At 63.6% G+C, this 15,040-nt stretch carries 11 protein-coding genes; 4 read left to right on the top strand and 7 right to left on the bottom strand.

Annotation, left to right across the window (positions count from 1 at the left end):
- The first annotated feature begins 72 nt into the window (after positions 1–72).
- Genes WBK23_RS06475 through WBK23_RS06465 form a run of 3 tightly spaced genes read left to right on the top strand, consistent with a single transcriptional unit; the run spans position 73 to position 5,137 of the window.
- Positions 73–492: an Lrp/AsnC family transcriptional regulator gene (locus tag WBK23_RS06475; protein WP_424483137.1), complete on the top strand. Its 420-nt coding sequence runs from the start codon at positions 73–75 to the stop codon at positions 490–492.
- Positions 493–494: 2 nt separating this feature from the next.
- A complete protein-coding gene (sbcD, locus tag WBK23_RS06470; protein WP_424483136.1) occupies positions 495–1,715 on the top strand; it encodes an exonuclease subunit SbcD in 1,221 nt (406 codons plus the stop codon).
- Positions 1,712–5,137: an SbcC/MukB-like Walker B domain-containing protein gene (locus WBK23_RS06465; RefSeq protein ID WP_424483135.1), complete on the top strand. Its 3,426-nt coding sequence runs from the start codon at positions 1,712–1,714 to the stop codon at positions 5,135–5,137. Before sbcD ends, WBK23_RS06465 begins: the two co-directional genes overlap by 4 nt.
- A 29-nt stretch (positions 5,138–5,166) precedes the next feature.
- Here WBK23_RS06465 and WBK23_RS06460 read toward each other — a convergent pair whose 3' ends face one another.
- Complete coding sequence (locus tag WBK23_RS06460) at positions 5,167–6,309, bottom strand: ABC transporter substrate-binding protein (RefSeq protein ID WP_424483134.1); 1,143 nt, start codon at positions 6,307–6,309, stop codon at positions 5,167–5,169.
- 126 nt (positions 6,310–6,435) lie between these two features.
- Positions 6,436–7,233, bottom strand: a complete 798-nt coding sequence (locus WBK23_RS06455; protein ID WP_424483133.1) for a substrate-binding periplasmic protein — start codon at positions 7,231–7,233, stop codon at positions 6,436–6,438.
- A gap of 239 nt (positions 7,234–7,472) precedes the next feature.
- Here WBK23_RS06455 and WBK23_RS06450 point away from each other — a divergent pair, with 239 nt between their 5' ends.
- Complete coding sequence (locus tag WBK23_RS06450) at positions 7,473–8,711, top strand: SLC13 family permease (RefSeq protein WP_424483132.1); 1,239 nt, start codon at positions 7,473–7,475, stop codon at positions 8,709–8,711.
- Between the two features lie 12 nt (positions 8,712–8,723).
- Here WBK23_RS06450 and rlmF read toward each other — a convergent pair whose 3' ends face one another.
- The 5 genes from rlmF to WBK23_RS06425 form a co-directional block, all read right to left on the bottom strand.
- Positions 8,724–9,743, bottom strand: coding sequence for a 23S rRNA (adenine(1618)-N(6))-methyltransferase RlmF (gene rlmF, locus WBK23_RS06445; RefSeq protein ID WP_424483131.1), 1,020 nt, complete (start codon positions 9,741–9,743; stop codon positions 8,724–8,726).
- A 97-nt stretch (positions 9,744–9,840) separates the two neighbouring features.
- Positions 9,841–10,137 carry a winged helix-turn-helix domain-containing protein gene (locus WBK23_RS06440; protein WP_424483130.1) on the bottom strand — a complete coding sequence of 99 codons (297 nt, stop codon included), beginning with the start codon at positions 10,135–10,137 and terminating at the stop codon, positions 9,841–9,843.
- 27 nt (positions 10,138–10,164) lie between these two features.
- On the bottom strand, positions 10,165–11,514 hold the full coding sequence (gene nhaD, locus WBK23_RS06435; RefSeq protein ID WP_424483129.1) for a sodium:proton antiporter NhaD: 1,350 nt from the start codon (positions 11,512–11,514) through the stop codon (positions 10,165–10,167).
- Positions 11,515–11,670: 156 nt separating this feature from the next.
- Entirely contained in the window at positions 11,671–14,502 is a 2,832-nt protein-coding gene (locus tag WBK23_RS06430; protein WP_424483128.1) for a valine--tRNA ligase, read from the bottom strand.
- Positions 14,503–14,627: 125 nt separating this feature from the next.
- Positions 14,628–15,035: a DNA polymerase III subunit chi gene (locus tag WBK23_RS06425; protein WP_424483127.1), complete on the bottom strand. Its 408-nt coding sequence runs from the start codon at positions 15,033–15,035 to the stop codon at positions 14,628–14,630.
- Between the last annotated feature and the right edge of the window lie 5 nt (positions 15,036–15,040).

The following is a 15,040-nucleotide window of genomic DNA, read 5'->3' as shown; positions in this document are numbered from 1 at the left end:
CGTAGAAGCGTCGGCGTTGCCCGGTAAAGTGACGGAATTGGCCGTCGAACTGCTTTTTACCTGAGAGTTGCCGTGGACAAGTTCGATCAGCAGATACTCGCCCTGTTACGCGCCGATGCGCGTTTACCCGTCAGCCAGATCGCCCGCGAGGTCAACCTATCGCGCTCGGCGGTCAGCGAGCGCATTCGTCAGTTTGAGCTCAGCGGCGTAATCAGCGGCTACCACGCCCAGGTGGCGCTGCCGGGCGAGGCGGCGATCAAGGCCTATCTGGAGCTGTTCTACCAGGGCGGGCGCTGCGAGCACTATGTCGAGCTGATGCGCGTATACCCGGAAGTGCGTCGTTGCAGCGGCATCAGCGGCGAGACCGATATGCTGGTGTCCATTGAAGCCGCGTCAATGCAGCGCCTCAGCGAGATTCGCGGCGAGATCGAAAACTTCCCCGGTATGCAGAAAGTGAAGACCCATATGGTGGTCAAGGATTGGGTGTTCTAAGCATGCGCATCCTGCACAGCTCCGACTGGCACCTCGGTCAGCACTTTATGGGCAAGACCCGCCAGGCCGAGCACCAGGCGTTCTGCACCTGGCTGATCGAGCAGGTGCGCGCGCATGCGATCGATGCCGTGCTGATTGCCGGCGATATCTTCGACACCGGCGCGCCGCCCAGTTACGCCCGCGAGCAGTACAACCGCTTTATCGTCGAGCTGCGCGCTACCGGCTGCGAGCTGGTGGTGCTCGGCGGCAACCATGATTCGGTGGCCATGCTCGGTGAGAGCAAGACCCTGCTGGCGCAGCTCGGCACGCGGGTAATTCCCGGCGTCTGCGAGCAACTGGATGAACAACTGCTGGTGCTGCACCGGCGCGACGGCTCGCCCGGCGCGATTCTCTGCGGCATCCCCTTTATCCGCCCGCGTGATGTATTGCTGAGCCAGGCCGGGCAGAGCGCGCAGGACAAGCAGCAGTCGCTGCAACAAGCAATCCAGCAGCACTATCAGGACCTCTATGCCCTGGCCGAAGCCAAGCGTGCCGAGCTGGGCGGCGATCTGCCGATTATCGCCACGGGCCATCTGACCACCGTGGGTGCCAGCGCCAGCGATTCGGTGCGCGAGATCTATGTCGGCAGCCTGGAGGCCTTTCCCACCAGTGCTTTTCCGCCGGCGGCCTATATCGCCCTGGGGCATATTCACCGGCCGCAGAAGGTCGGCGGGCTGGAGCATATTCGCTACTGCGGCTCGCCCATTGCGCTGAGCTTCGATGAGGCCAAACAGCAGAAAGAAGTGCTGCTGGTGGAGCTGGATGGCAGCGGCTTGCGCCAGATCACCGCGCTGCCGGTGCCGCGTTTTCAGCCGCTGCTGTCGCTGCGCGGCTCGCTAAAAGAGCTGGAAAGCGCCATTCAGGAGGCGGCCAAACAGGGCAGTAGCGAGCAGCCGGTTTGGCTGGAAGTGCTGGTTGGCACCGACGATTATCTAAGCGACCTGCAGCTGCGTATCGCCGCGCTGTGCGAAGGCCTGCCGGTGGAGGTGCTGCGTATCCGCCGCGAGCGCGGCACGGCCAGCGTCAGCCTGCAGGGCCAGGCCAAGGAAACCCTGGATGAGTTGAGTGTCGAGGATGTGTTCGCCCAACGCCTAAGCAGCGAAGCTCTGGACGAAACCGAGCAGGCGCGCCTGCTTAGCCTGTATCAACAGGTAGTGAGTGAACTGCGCGAGGGTGAGGTATGAAGATCCTTAGCCTGCGTCTGAAAAACCTTAATTCGCTCAAAGGCGAATGGAAGATCGATTTCACCGCTGAGCTTTTTAAGGACAACGGCCTGTTCGCCATCACCGGGCCGACCGGCGCGGGCAAGACCACGCTGCTCGACGCCATCTGCCTGGCCCTGTACCACCGCACGCCGCGTATGAATACGGTGTCGGCCAGCGCTAATGAACTGATGAGCCGGCACACTGCCGACTGCCTGGCCGAGGTCGAATTCGAGGTCAAGGGCGTTGGCTATCGCGCTTTCTGGAGCCAGCGCCGTGCCCGCGACAAGGTCGATGGCGCGTTGCAGGCACCCAAGGTCGAGTTGGCCGATGCCTGCGGGCAGATCATTACCGACAAAATCAACGAGAAACTGCGCGAGACTGAGCGCCTCACGGGCCTCGATTTCGAGCGCTTTACCAAATCCATGTTGCTGGCCCAGGGCGGTTTTGCCGCCTTTCTCGAGGCCAATGCCAACCAGCGCGCCGAGCTGCTGGAAGAGCTGACCGGCACCGATATCTACGGGCAGATTTCTCAGCGGGTGTTTGAGCAGTGCCGCGAGGTCAAGGTCGCTCTCGATCAGCTGCGCGCCCGTGCCGATGGCGTCGAGCTGCTAGGCGAAGAGCAGCGGCTTGAGTTGCAGGCGCAAACCGAGCAACTGGCTATTGAAGAAGCCAGCCTGGGCACACAGCAAACCGAGTTGCAGCGCCAGCGCCGCTGGTGCGAGGAACTGAGCAAGACCCAGGCGCAGCTGCACGCCAGCCAGCAGGCCGAACAGGCGGCGCAGCACGAGTTGCAACTGGCTCAGCCGCAGTTGGCGCAATTGGCCACCAGCGAGCCCGCCCTGCGCTTGCAGCCGCTGCACCATGACTGGCAGCAGGCCCGCCACAGCCTGACCCAGACCGAGCAGGGCCTGCAACAGAATGCCGCCGAACAGCGCCAGGTGGAGCAGGCCATTGCCGAGCACAGCTGGCAGGCCAGGGAGTTCAGCACCGTGCTGCTCGCCGATTGCCAGGCGCAGCGTCAGCAGCTGGCCGAGCGCCTGCAGCAGTTACAGCAACAACTGGCCGCGCAGCCGCAGCATGGGCGGCTGGGTGAGCAGCTGGGTAGCTGGGGCGAGCAGCTTAAGGCGCGCCAGCAACTGGCAGGTGAAATCGCCCAGCTGCAACTGAGTCAGCAGCAGCTGCAAGAAGCTATCGTCGCGCTGCAGGCGCAGCTCGGCCGGCAGGCTGAGCAACTCGGCTCCGAACAGAACCGCCTGCAGCAGGCGCGCGAACAGGAGAGCTCCGCGCAGCAGCAACAGCGCGGGCTGCTGGCCGGGCGCAGTGAGGCGGCTTTGCGTGAGCGCTGGCAGCAGCTGCATATCCAGGGCGGTGTGCTGACGCAGCTGGGCGAATTGGCCATGGCCCAACAGCGCCTGACTGCCGAGCAGACTCAGCTGACCAGCGCCCTGGCGCTATTGCGTGAGCAGCATCAAACCAAGGGTGCCGAGGTGGCGCAGTTGCGCCTGAGCTACAAGGACCTGCAGCAACAGGTGCAGGCCCAGGAAAAACTGCTGGAGCAGGAACAGCGTATCCAGGCCCTAGAAGCCCATCGCGCTCAGCTGCAACCCGGCGAGGCTTGCCCGCTCTGTGGCTCCGAGTCGCACCCGGCGATCAGCGCTTATCAGGCCTTGGATGTCTCGGCGACCAAGACGTTGCTCAACAGCAAGCGCAACGAGCTGGAGGCTCTAACTGAACAAGGCCGGCAACTGGCCGGCGAGCTGGAAAAACTCGCCGCCCGCCTGGAGCAGCAACAGCAGCAGTTTGAGCGTGGCCGGCAGACCCAGGCCGAGCAGGGCGAACGCTGGCAGGCGCTGAGTGCGCAGCTGGAAAGCCCGCTGGTCGATGCCATTGCCCTGGCTGAGCAGCAGGCGCAACAAAGCCGTGAACTGCAACAGCTGCAGCAGCAATTGGAGCAGCTGCAACAGCTCAATAGCCACCTCGAACAGTGCCAGCAGGCACGGCTGGTTCTGCAGCAGTTGTGCAGCCAACTGGAACAGCAGCAGGCACTTAACCGCCTGCAACTGCAGCAGCGCCAGGAGCAGGCAGAGCAAGGCCAGTTGCGCCTGCAGCAGCTGCAAGGCGCTGCCGATAAGCGCAGCGCCAGCCTAAGCCACGCCCTGGCCAGCTTTGGCTATCAGCTGCCGGAGAATGCCAGCGCCTGGCTGGCCGAGCGCCAGGCCGAGTGGCAGCACTGGCAGCACAGTCAGCAGCAGAGCCTGGATTTACAGCGCGAGCTAAGCGAGCTGGATCATGGCCTGCAGGCTGCGGTTCAGCTGGCTCAACTCTGGCAGCAGCGCTGGAGTGTTCTGGGTCTGGCCGATCAGCCGGCCTTGGCCAAGCCCGCCGATGCCCAGGCGGCCTTGCAGCAGGCGCAGGTGACGCTGGAAGGCGCGCAGCGCCGTCAGCAGCAGTTGGCCGGTAGCCGTCAGGCTCTGGCCAGCCGTCTGCAGGATGATCAGGCACGGCTGCAACAGACCGAGCAGCAGTGGGCGGCGGCTCTGGCCGTTAGCCCCTTTAATGCCGAGGCCGATTATCTGGCAGCCCTGCTGGATGAGGCGCAGCGCGTGGCGTTGCAGCAATTGCGTCAGCGCCTGGACAAGGCCCTGAGCGATGCCCAGGCCCTGGCCAGTGCCGCCGCGCAGCAGCTAGCCGCGCTACAGGCCAGTCCGGCCACCATGCTTAGCCTGGCGCAGTTGGATGAGCAGCTGCTCGCTCTTAACGCCCAGCTAAAAAACCTAAGCGAACGCCAGGGCGAAATCCGAGCTCAGCTGCAGGGCGACGATGCGCGCAGGCTTGGTCAGCAGAGTTTGTTTGCCGCGATCCAAGCCAAGCAGGGCGAATACGACTTATGGCAACAACTTAACAGCCTGATCGGCTCGGCCGATGGCGCCAAATACCGCAAGTTCGCCCAGGGCCTGACCCTGGATCATCTGGTCTACCTGGCCAACCAGCAGCTTGAGCGTTTGCACGGTCGCTACCAGTTGGCGCGGCGCAGCAGTGGCGAGCTGGAGCTGGAGGTGATCGACACCTGGCAGGCCGATGCGGCGCGCGACACCAAGACCTTGTCCGGCGGCGAGAGCTTTCTGGTCAGCCTGGCGTTGGCCCTGGCGCTGTCCGATCTAGTCAGTCATAAGACCAGCATCGACTCGCTGTTTCTCGACGAAGGCTTCGGCACCCTCGACGGCGAAACCCTGGAGGTAGCCCTGGATGCCCTGGATAACTTGAATGCCAGTGGCAAGATGATCGGTGTGATCAGCCACGTCGAGGCGCTCAAGGAGCGCATCCCGGTGCAGCTCAAGGTGCACAAGGGTGTGGGCATGGGTTATAGCGGCCTGGATAAGCGCTTTGCCGTGCTGACGTGAGCCATTGAGTCGGGGGGGATCGTGCGCTGCTAGCGCATGCTTTCCACCGCTATGGCCTTGCCGTTCTCGATGCGGGTCAGGAACACCGCGCTGGAGCCCTGGTGGCGGCTGCGGGAGAACGCCACCTTGAAGCCTCCGAGGTCGGTGTCGAGGTGTTCCAGGGCTTCGATAAAGCGCTCCCGCGTCGGCTCGCGGCCAGTATCGTGCAGCGCCTGGGCAAACACGGCCGCGCCGATATAACCCTCCAGCGAGGCATGCCCACGCTCGGTCGGCGCTACGTCAGCCTGGTAGGTCTGCACCAGTGCGCGCGTGCTGTCGTGTGGCGAAGGCACCACCTGGGAGATATAGACGCCATCGCCGTCGCTGCCAGCCTCTTCGAGAAAGCCTTCGGTGCCGACAAACGACACGCTGAGAAAACGCGTGTTGAAGCCGGTGGCCTTGGCCTGCTTGATCGCCACTGCCAGCTGCTTGTAGGTGCCGACGAAGAACACCGCTTCGGGCTGGCTGCGCTGCAGGGCTGCGACGGCCGCGCGTACGTCCAGCGAGTTGCGCTGGATGCGCGCCTGCGCATGCAGCTGCAGGCCACGGTTGAGCAGTGCGCCGTTAAGGCCGCCCTTGACCGACTCGCCGAACGAGTCGTCCTGCATCAGGATGGCAATCTTGCGCACGCCGAGGTCCTTGGTCACCCGCTCAACCAGGTGCTCGGTTTCCTCGATATAGGAGGCGCGGATATTGAACACCCCTGGCTTTACCGGCGTACGCAGAAATTCGGCACCGGTAAACGGGAACAGGTAGGGCACCTGTGCGCGCAGGGCCAGCGGCAGGGCCGCGCGTGAGGTGGGCGTGCCGACATAGCCGAGCAGGGCGAACACCTGTTGGGTCTTGAGCAGGGCGCGGGTCTGCGCGGCGGTGCGGGCCGGTTCGTAACCATCGTCCTGGCTGATCAGGCTGATACGCCGCCCGTGGATGCCACCTGCGGCGTTGATGCGCATGAAGTAGGCCTGGGCACCATTGCGCATGCCCAAACCCAGCGCGGCGGCCGGGCCACTCTGCACATTGACCATGCCGACCCGCACTTCGTCTGCGCTCAGGCCGGGCTCCGCCGCGCCAGCTCCTCCTGATAACAGCAGGCAGGTGACAGCAAGGCCATGCAGCAGCTGTCGCAGTGTCATCAATAAGCTCCTTGCCGTGGCGTTCGGCCTCGCGTGAGTCGTGTCGTCCATTGGTTTTTATGGTGGCTGTAAACCTGTTGCATGCAATCCTCCAGCGTACTTTAGCCCGCTATGCGCAAGGCTGGGCTATGGCTCTGTCGCCTGGGTGGTGGGTGGCGGCAGCTGGTATTTGCCTTGCTGCAGGTCGTCGAAGTAACGCTGATAGCGACCGCTGTCGCGGTAGTGCTGCAGGCGTTTGTTGAAGCGTTCGAGCAGCGCCGGGCTGCCTGCCAGGCTCTTGGGCAGCATCAGGTAACTGAGGTTGACCAGCAGCGGCTTGGGGTGATGGGTGATCTTGGCCTGGTCCTGCGGGCTGAAGTGGCTGCGCAGGGCGGCGTAGCCGACGTTCATTTCCTGCGGGTAGAGCACCACGCGCTCCTTGAGCAGCTTGTCGAAGTTCTGCTGGTCGTTGGAGACGCGCTCCATCTTCACCTTGCCCTCGGCGAGAAAGGCGTCGAACTGCGGGCCGTAGCTGTATTCCAGGCCGCCACCCAGGGTCATGCCGGTGAGGTCGTCGAAGTTAGCCCAGTCGAAGGGCAGGCTTTTCAGGTGGAAGAACACGAATTGTTCATCCAGCAGCGGCGCGCTGAAGAGGAAATCCGCCTCGCGCTCGGCCTTGTGCATCCACACGGCGGTGGCGTCGAAGCGGCCGGCCGCTGCGGATGAGTAGGCGCGCGGCCAGGGTAGAAACTGGAAGCTGACGCGGTAGCCTTCATCGGCGAGCAGGTCGCTGATCAGATGGGCGATTACGCCATTGTGTTTCAACTCGCTGGAGAGATAGGGCGGCCAGTCGCCGACGCTGATCTTCAGTTCTGGCTGTTCGCTGGCGTGTGCTGAAAGACTCAGCAGCAAGCTGACTGCGGCGAACAGTGATCTGCACTTCATTGATGTTCCTCAAATCGACCGCTATTGCGCGCAATGCTTACTCGGGAAGAACGCTAGCGTGCACAGTAGTCCCAGTCACAGCCTAAGAATAGTTGCTGCGCTTTAAAACCCTACATTTCTTGCTGGCTTTGATCGGGCCTGGGGAGTTGGCGCTGGCGGGCATGGCTTTTTTCTGCGTCGGCTTGCCATTAGAGTGCGGCAACGCAATTTCGCGACAGGGCAATGGGGATGGCTGGCGCATGACCTTCTGGGTCGTTTCGATTCTGTTTGTAGTGACCTACCTGGGTATGGCCGCCGGCGGTATTCGCGGTCTGCGTGTTGATCGCAGCTGGATTGCCAGCTGTGCGGCGGTGTTGTTGCTGGTGAGCGGCGCGCTGTCGCCGGCCGAGGCGGCCAGCCATCTGGATGCGGGCGCGCTGTTGCTGCTGCTGGCGCTGATGTTGATCAGCGCGCAGTTCGATTTCTCAGGGGTGTATGCCTGGCTGAATGAGCAGCTCAGCCACTATGCGCAACGGCCGGCGTTGCTGTTGCTGGGCGTGGTGCTGCTTGGCGGCCTGCTGTCGGCGGTGCTGGTTAACGATATCGTCGCCTTTGCCCTGACCCCGCTGCTGTGCCACAGCCTGCTGGCGCGCGGCCTCGATCCACGGCCGTTTCTGCTGGCGCTGGCGTTGTCCTGCAATGCTGGTTCCGCGGCCAGCCTGATCGGCAACCCGCAGAACATCCTGATCGGCCAGGCCGGTGGCCTGGATTTCTGGGCGTATACCTGGATTGCCGGCCCACCCGCGCTGGCGGCGCTGGCCATCACCTACGCGGTGATCTGGCTGCAATGGCGCAAGCGCTGGGGCGTGGCCAAGCCGCTGGCGCTGGATGAAACGCCGGTGCAGCGCATCTATGGCGTGCGCAGTTACCTCAAGCCGTTGCTGGCGACGCTGGTACTGCTCGGGTTGTTTTCCAGCAGCATGCCGCGGGAGATTTCCGCGTTGCTGATTGCCGTGCTGGTGATGGTGTCGCGACGGGTGGATAGCCGCGACTACGTACACAAGGTCGACTGGAACCTGTTGCTGCTGTTCGCCGGGCTGTTTGTGGTCACCGGAGCGGCCTTGAGTCTGCCGCAGGTGGCGGGCGTGGCCAGTGGCCTGGCTGAGGCGGGACTGTTGCCGCAGGGGGTGATCGCGCTGGCGTCGGCCTCGCTGCTGGCCAGCAACCTGATCGGCAATGTGCCGTTCGTGATCCTGCTGCTGGGGGGGACTCCGGATGCGAGCGAGGCGCTGCTGGTTGGCCTGGCGGTGATGTCGACGCTGGCCGGCAACCTGTTGCTGATTGGCAGCGTGGTCAACCTGATCGTTGCCGAAAGCGCGCGGCGTCAGGGCGTGCCGCTGAGTTTCGCCGACTTCGCCCGCAGCGGCGTGCCGGTCACCGTGCTGAGCATGACCCTGGCCGGGTTGTGGCTGGGGTTGGGCGGGTGGTTGCCCTGGTAGCGTTTTAGGCGACTACGTCCAGCGTTCTTTGCGCCAGTTTTGCTGCTGCTCGGGCGTGAGGAAGGTCCAGGCGACAAAGCGGCTCTGCTTCTGCCCCTGGGTCATTTCCACGGTGTGCACGTGCAGTGCGCCGACCTTTTTCAGCGCGCTGTAGACGCCCGGCAGGTTGCCGGCCTTGGAAATCAGGCTGCTGAACCACAGCACCTGCTGGGCGTGCTGTGCGCTTTCCTTGATCAGCCGGCTGACAAACGCCGCTTCGCCGCCCTGGCACCACAACTCCGCGGCTTGCCCGCCGAAATTCAGTACCGGCAGTTTGCGCTTGGGGTCGAGCTTGCCCAGGTTGCGCCATTTGCGTTTGCTGCCGCTGCTGGCCTCTTCGGCCGAGGCATGGAAGGGCGGGTTGCACAGGGTCAGGTCGAAGCGTTCGTCGCTGCGCAGCAGGCCCTGGAAGATCTGCGTGCTGTCCATTTGCTGACGCAGTTCGATGGCCTCGCTCAGGCCCGGGTTGGCCCGGAGGATGGCCTTGGCCGAGGCGATGGCGCTGGCGGCGATATCCGAGCCGAGAAACTGCCAGGCGTATTCGCGGTGTCCCAGCAGAGGGTAGATGCAGTTGGCCCCCACGCCGATATCCAGCACGCGCACCTGGGCTCCGCTCGGCACCTTGCCGGCGTTGCTGCTGGCCAGCAGGTCGGCCAGGTAATGCAGGTAGTCGGCGCGCCCGGGGATCGGCGGGCACAGGTAGTCCGCCGGAATGTCCCAGTGGCTGATGCCGTAGTGCTGCTTGAGCAGGGCGCGGTTGAACACCTTGACCGCCGCCGGGTTGGCGAAGTCGATGCTCTCCTTGCCGTACGGATTGATGATCACGAAGGCCGCCAGCTCCGGGCTGGCTTTGATCAGGGCGGGGAAGTCATAACGGCCCTGGTGGCGGTTGCGCGGGTGCAACTGGCCCTTGGCAGCAGCGGGCTTGGGCGCAGTGGGGCGTGACGGTGGGCGAGGCATGGCAATCCGTTCGGGCGGCAGGGGCCGGGGCATTATTCACAACGCAGCGCGGCTGGCTAGCGGATATTCCGTAGCCTGAGTCAAAGCATAGGCCGTGCAGGGGGATCGACCAGGCCAGGCCGGCGACAGCTCAGGGGTAACCGAGCACGCTTTTGATCTGCACCAGGTTGGCGGCAATCCAGTGCGGGTTGATCGCGCCCCAGTCGCGGATCAGGTAGTGCCCGGCATTGTTGCGTTCACCGGCGTCCTGGGCGAATACACAGTCGATATCCAGCTCGGCCAGCGCCGCCAGGGTGTCCTGGGCGGTGCGCCGTGGCATGCCGGTGGCGTTCATCAGGGCCGGCACGCTGCTGGCGGTGCCGCTGTCGATCAGCCAGGCCACATACAGGCGGCGGTAGAAGCTGCTGCGGGTTTTGCTCACGTCCATAGCCTGTATTCCTCTGCGAGTAAGCGGTTAGCCCAGCGTGGCGATGGCGATATAGGTCGCCGCGCCGGACAGATAGCCCAGCAGGGCCAGCAGGCTGATGTTCTTCAGGTACCAGATGAAATCGATCTTCTCCATACCCATCGCCGCCACGCCGGCTGCCGAACCGATGATCAGGCAGCTGCCGCCGGTGCCGGCGCAGTAAGCGAGCAATTCCCAGAAGGCACCATCGACGACGAAGTTGCTCAGCCAACTGGCTTCACTGCTGGCGGCCAGGGTTTCCGCGCTGATCAGCGGGTACATCTTCATTGCCCCGGCCACCAGCGGAACGTTGTCGACCACGGCGGAGAGCAGGCCGATGGCCAGGTTGATGGTGTAGACGTTGCCCAGGCTGTCCTTCAATGCGGCCGCGACCTGGGTCAGGTGGCCGGCAGTGGCCAGGCTGGAGACCGCGAGCAGGATGCCGAGGAAGAACAGCACGCTGGTGGTGTCGATCCGCCGCAGTACGCCAACCACCGACAGTGGATGGCGCTCTTCGGTGTTCTTGTTGCGGTGCAGCAACTCGGTGACCACCCACAGCACACCCAGCCCCAGCAGGATGCCCATATAGGGCGGCAGATGCGTCACGGTCTTGAACACCGGGACGAACAGCAGCGCGCCCAAGCCGAGGGCGAACACCAGGTTGCGTTCGAACGGCGTGGTGGGTTCGCCTTGCGCCTCGTCAGTCACCGCGGGGCGATTGAACTGACCGCGCATGCGCAGGCTGAGCAGCGCCAGCGGCACCAGCAGGCAGACCAGGCTGGGGATAAACAGCTCGGTGATGATGCTGCCGGCGCTGATCTGGTTGCCGATCCACAGCATGGTGGTGGTCACGTCACCGATCGGTGACCAGGCCCCGCCAGCGTTGGCGGCAATCACCACGATGCCGGCGTAGAACCAGCGCTCGTGGCGGTCGTCGAGCAGCTTGCGCAGCAAGGAAACCATGACGATGGTGGTGGTCAGGTTGTCCAGTACGGCCGAGAGGAAGAAGGTGATAAAACCGATCAGCCACAGCAGGGTTACGCGTTTGTTGGTCTGGATGCGCTCGGTGATGACCTTGAAACCGTCATGGGCGTCGATCAGCTCAACGATGGTCATCGCGCCCAGGAGGAAGAACAGGATCTCCGAGATCTCGCCCAGGTGATGGCGCAACTCGGCGGTAACGCCATGCCCATTGGCGCCGGTCAGGCTTGGCACAAGGCTTTCGGCGCCCAGTACCAGCACCGTCCAGCAGAACACGGCGGTGAGAATGGCCGAAGCCGCCTTGTCGATCTTCAGCGGGTGTTCCAAGGCTATGCACAGGTAACCGGCGACGAAGATCAGGGCCATCAGTACGTACATGGACGATTCCCTTGTGGTTGTTGTTATAGGCAGCCGGCGAGCATGCCTGATCGGGCCGCCAGCGGAAAGTACTGAGGTTTAACCTGGCAGGCTGGTGGCGCACAAGAAAAAGGCCCGCGGTCTTGCGACGGCGGGCCTTGATCACAGGGCAGGGGCTTAGAGGTTGGCGATCTTCTCGCGCTGCTCAACCATCTTGCTCAGGGCTTGTTCGGCCTCGGCCAGCTTGGCGCGCTCCTTGTCGAGCACTTCTGCTGGAGCCTTGGCGACAAAGCCTTCGTTGCTCAGCTTGCCGCCGACGCGCTGCACTTCACCGGAGAGACGCTGGATTTCCTTGTCCAGGCGCGCCAGTTCGGCGTCCTTGTCGATCAGTCCGGCCATCGGTACCAGCACCTGCATCTCGCCGACCAGAGCGGTGGCGGACATCGGTGCTTCCTCGCCAGAAGCCAGTACGCTTACCGACTCCAGCTTGGCCAGCTTGTTCAGCAGCGGCTCGAAGTCGGCCAGACGGCGCAGGTCTTCTGCGCTGGCGTTAGCGACGATGATGTCGATGCGCTTGGCCATGGAGATTTTCATCTCGCCACGGATCTGCCGTACGCCGAGCATCAGCTGCTTGACCCATTCGATATCGCCTTCGGCGGCGGCATCGATGCGGCTCTCGTTCGCTACGGGCCAGGCCTGCAGCATGATGGTCTCGCCACTGACGCCAGCTTGAGTCTTGATCCGCTGCCAGATTTCTTCGGTGATAAACGGCATAAACGGATGGGCCAGGCGCAGGACCACTTCCAGCACGCGGATCAGTGTACGGCGGGTGCCGCGCTGGCGCTCGGCCGGGGCGTTTTCGTCCCACAGCACCGGCTTGACCAGTTCCAGGTACCAGGCGCAGTACTCGTCCCAGATGAACTCGTACAGCGCTTGCGCGGCCAGGTCGAAGCGGAAGGCGTCGAGCTGGCGGGTGACTTCCTGCTCGGTACGCTGCAGCGCGGAAATGATCCAGCGGTCCACTGGGGACAGCTCGACGGCTTCGCCATTCACACCGGTGTCTTGGCCATCGGTGTTTTCCAGCACGAAGTTGGCGGCGTTCCACAGCTTGTTGCAGAAGTTGCGATAACCCTCGACGCGGCCCATGTCGAACTTGATGTCGCGACCGGTGGAGGCCAGCGCCAGGTTGGTAAAGCGCAGGGCGTCGGTGCCATAGGCGGCGATGCCGTCCGGGAACTCGGCGCGGGTCTGCTTGGCGATCTTCTCGGCCAGCTTGGGCTGCATCATGCCGCTGGTGCGTTTCTCCAGCAGCTCGTCGAGGGTAATGCCATCGACGATATCCAGTGGGTCGAGCACGTTGCCCTTGGACTTGGACATCTTCTGGCCCTGACCATCGCGCACTAGGCCGTGCACGTACACGGTCTTGAACGGAATCTGCCCGGTCAGGTGGGTGGACAGCATGATCATCCGGGCGACCCAGAAGAAGATGATGTCGAAGCCTGTTACCAGAACATCCGTGGGGTGGAAGGTCTTCAGCTCGGCGGTTTGCTGCGGCCAGCCGAGGGTGGAGAAGGTCCACAGGCCCGAGCTGAACCAGGTGTCGAGAACGTCTTCGTCCTGGCGCAGGTTGGCGTCGCCGAGGTTGTGCGTGGCGCGAACTTCCGCCTCGTCACGGCCGACGTAGACGTTGCCGGCATCGTCATACCAGGCCGGAATGCGGTGGCCCCACCAGAGCTGACGGCTGATGCACCAGTCCTGGATGTCGCGCATCCAGCTGAAGTACATGTTTTCGTACTGCTTGGGCACGAACTGGATTTCACCGCTTTCCACTACCGCGATGGCTTTTTCGGCCAGCGGCTTGGTGGAGACGTACCATTGGTCGGTCAGCCACGGCTCGATCACGGTGCCGGAACGGTCGCCCTTCGGCACTTTCAGGGCGTGGTCGTCAACGCTGACCAGTAGGCCGGCGGCGTCAAAGGCGGCGACGATCTGCTTGCGCGCGATGAAACGGTCGAGGCCGGCGTATTCGGCTGGCAGGCTGCCATCGAAGGTGGCGTTGACGCTGCCGTCGATATTGAACACCTGGGCGGTGGCCAGTACGGCGGCGTTCTTGTCGAAGATGTTGATCAGCGGCAGGTTGTGGCGCTTGCCGACTTCGTAGTCGTTGAAGTCGTGGGCCGGGGTGATCTTCACGCAGCCGGTGCCGAATTCTGGGTCGCAGTAATCATCGGCAATGATCGGAATACGGCGGCCGAGCAGCGGCAGGTCGATAAAGGTGCCGATCAGCGCCTGGTAGCGTTCGTCATTCGGGTTTACCGCGACGGCGCTGTCACCCAGCATGGTTTCTGGGCGGGTGGTGGCGACGATCAGGTAATCCTTGCCGTCAGCGGTCTTGTTGCCGTCGGCCAGCGGGTAGCGCAGGTTCCACAGGTGGCCCTTCTCGTCGTGGTTTTCCACTTCGAGGTCGGAGATGGCGGTGTGGAACTTGGTGTCCCAGTTGACCAGGCGCTTGCCGCGGTAGATCAGGCCGTCTTTATGCAGGCGCACGAAGGCTTCCTTCACCGACTCGGACAAGCCGTCGTCCATGGTGAAGCGCTCGCGCGACCAGTCCACCGAGCTGCCCAGGCGACGGATCTGCCGGGTGATAGTGCCGCCGGACTGTTCCTTCCACTCCCAGACCTTCTCCAGGAACTTCTCGCGGCCCAGATCATGGCGGCCGATGCCGTCGGCGGCCAGTTGACGCTCGACCACCATCTGCGTGGCGATGCCGGCGTGGTCGGTGCCCGGCTGCCACAGGGTGTTGCGGCCCTGCATGCGGCGGAAACGGATCAGCGCATCCATGATCGAGTTGTTGAAACCATGGCCCATATGCAGGCTGCCGGTGACGTTCGGCGGCGGGATCATGATGGTGTAGGGCTCGCCCGAACCTTGCGGGGCGAAATAGTTGTTCGCCTCCCAGTTCTGGTACAGGGCGGTTTCAATGGCGTGCGGCTGGTAGGTCTTGTCCATGCGCGGCGGGACCCTTATGACGGCTAGACGGAAAAGCCGGCAAGTATAGCGGGGAAGGCCTGTACGGCGTAAGGGCGCGCGTGGTGCGGCTGACTGGCGGGCAGGGCTTGACCCTGCCCCGGTGATTACGGCCTACGCGGTGGCAGCAGGCGGCTTAGGCGGGCATCCAGGCGGCGTTTCAGCTCGGCTTCGATCTGCGGCACGAAGTCGTCGATCACATCCTGCAGGATCAACTGGGCGGCGGCGCGCAGTTCGCTGTCCAGGCGGTTCATCTCGCTGTCGCGGCTGACGCTCTGGGTCACCGTGGCGCGCAGGCTCTGCGCGGGTGTGATGACGGCTGGCTTGGGGCTTGGCGGCTTGGCGGCGACGCTCGGTGGCGGGGTGACGATATCCGAGAGCAGGGGAATGCTGTTGGGGTCGATGGTGTCGATCAGCAGCGGTGGTTCAAGGTTTTCATCGCCCAGCAGTTCGCGAATCGACTCCAGGTCGTTCAGCAGCTGCGCGGGTTTTTGCGGCGGTTTTGGACTGTCCATGGTGT

Source organism: Pseudomonas sp., assembly GCF_049653025.1.
Taxonomy (GTDB): Bacteria; Pseudomonadota; Gammaproteobacteria; order Pseudomonadales; family Pseudomonadaceae; genus Aquipseudomonas.
This window is presented reverse-complemented; position numbering and strand designations above follow the sequence as displayed.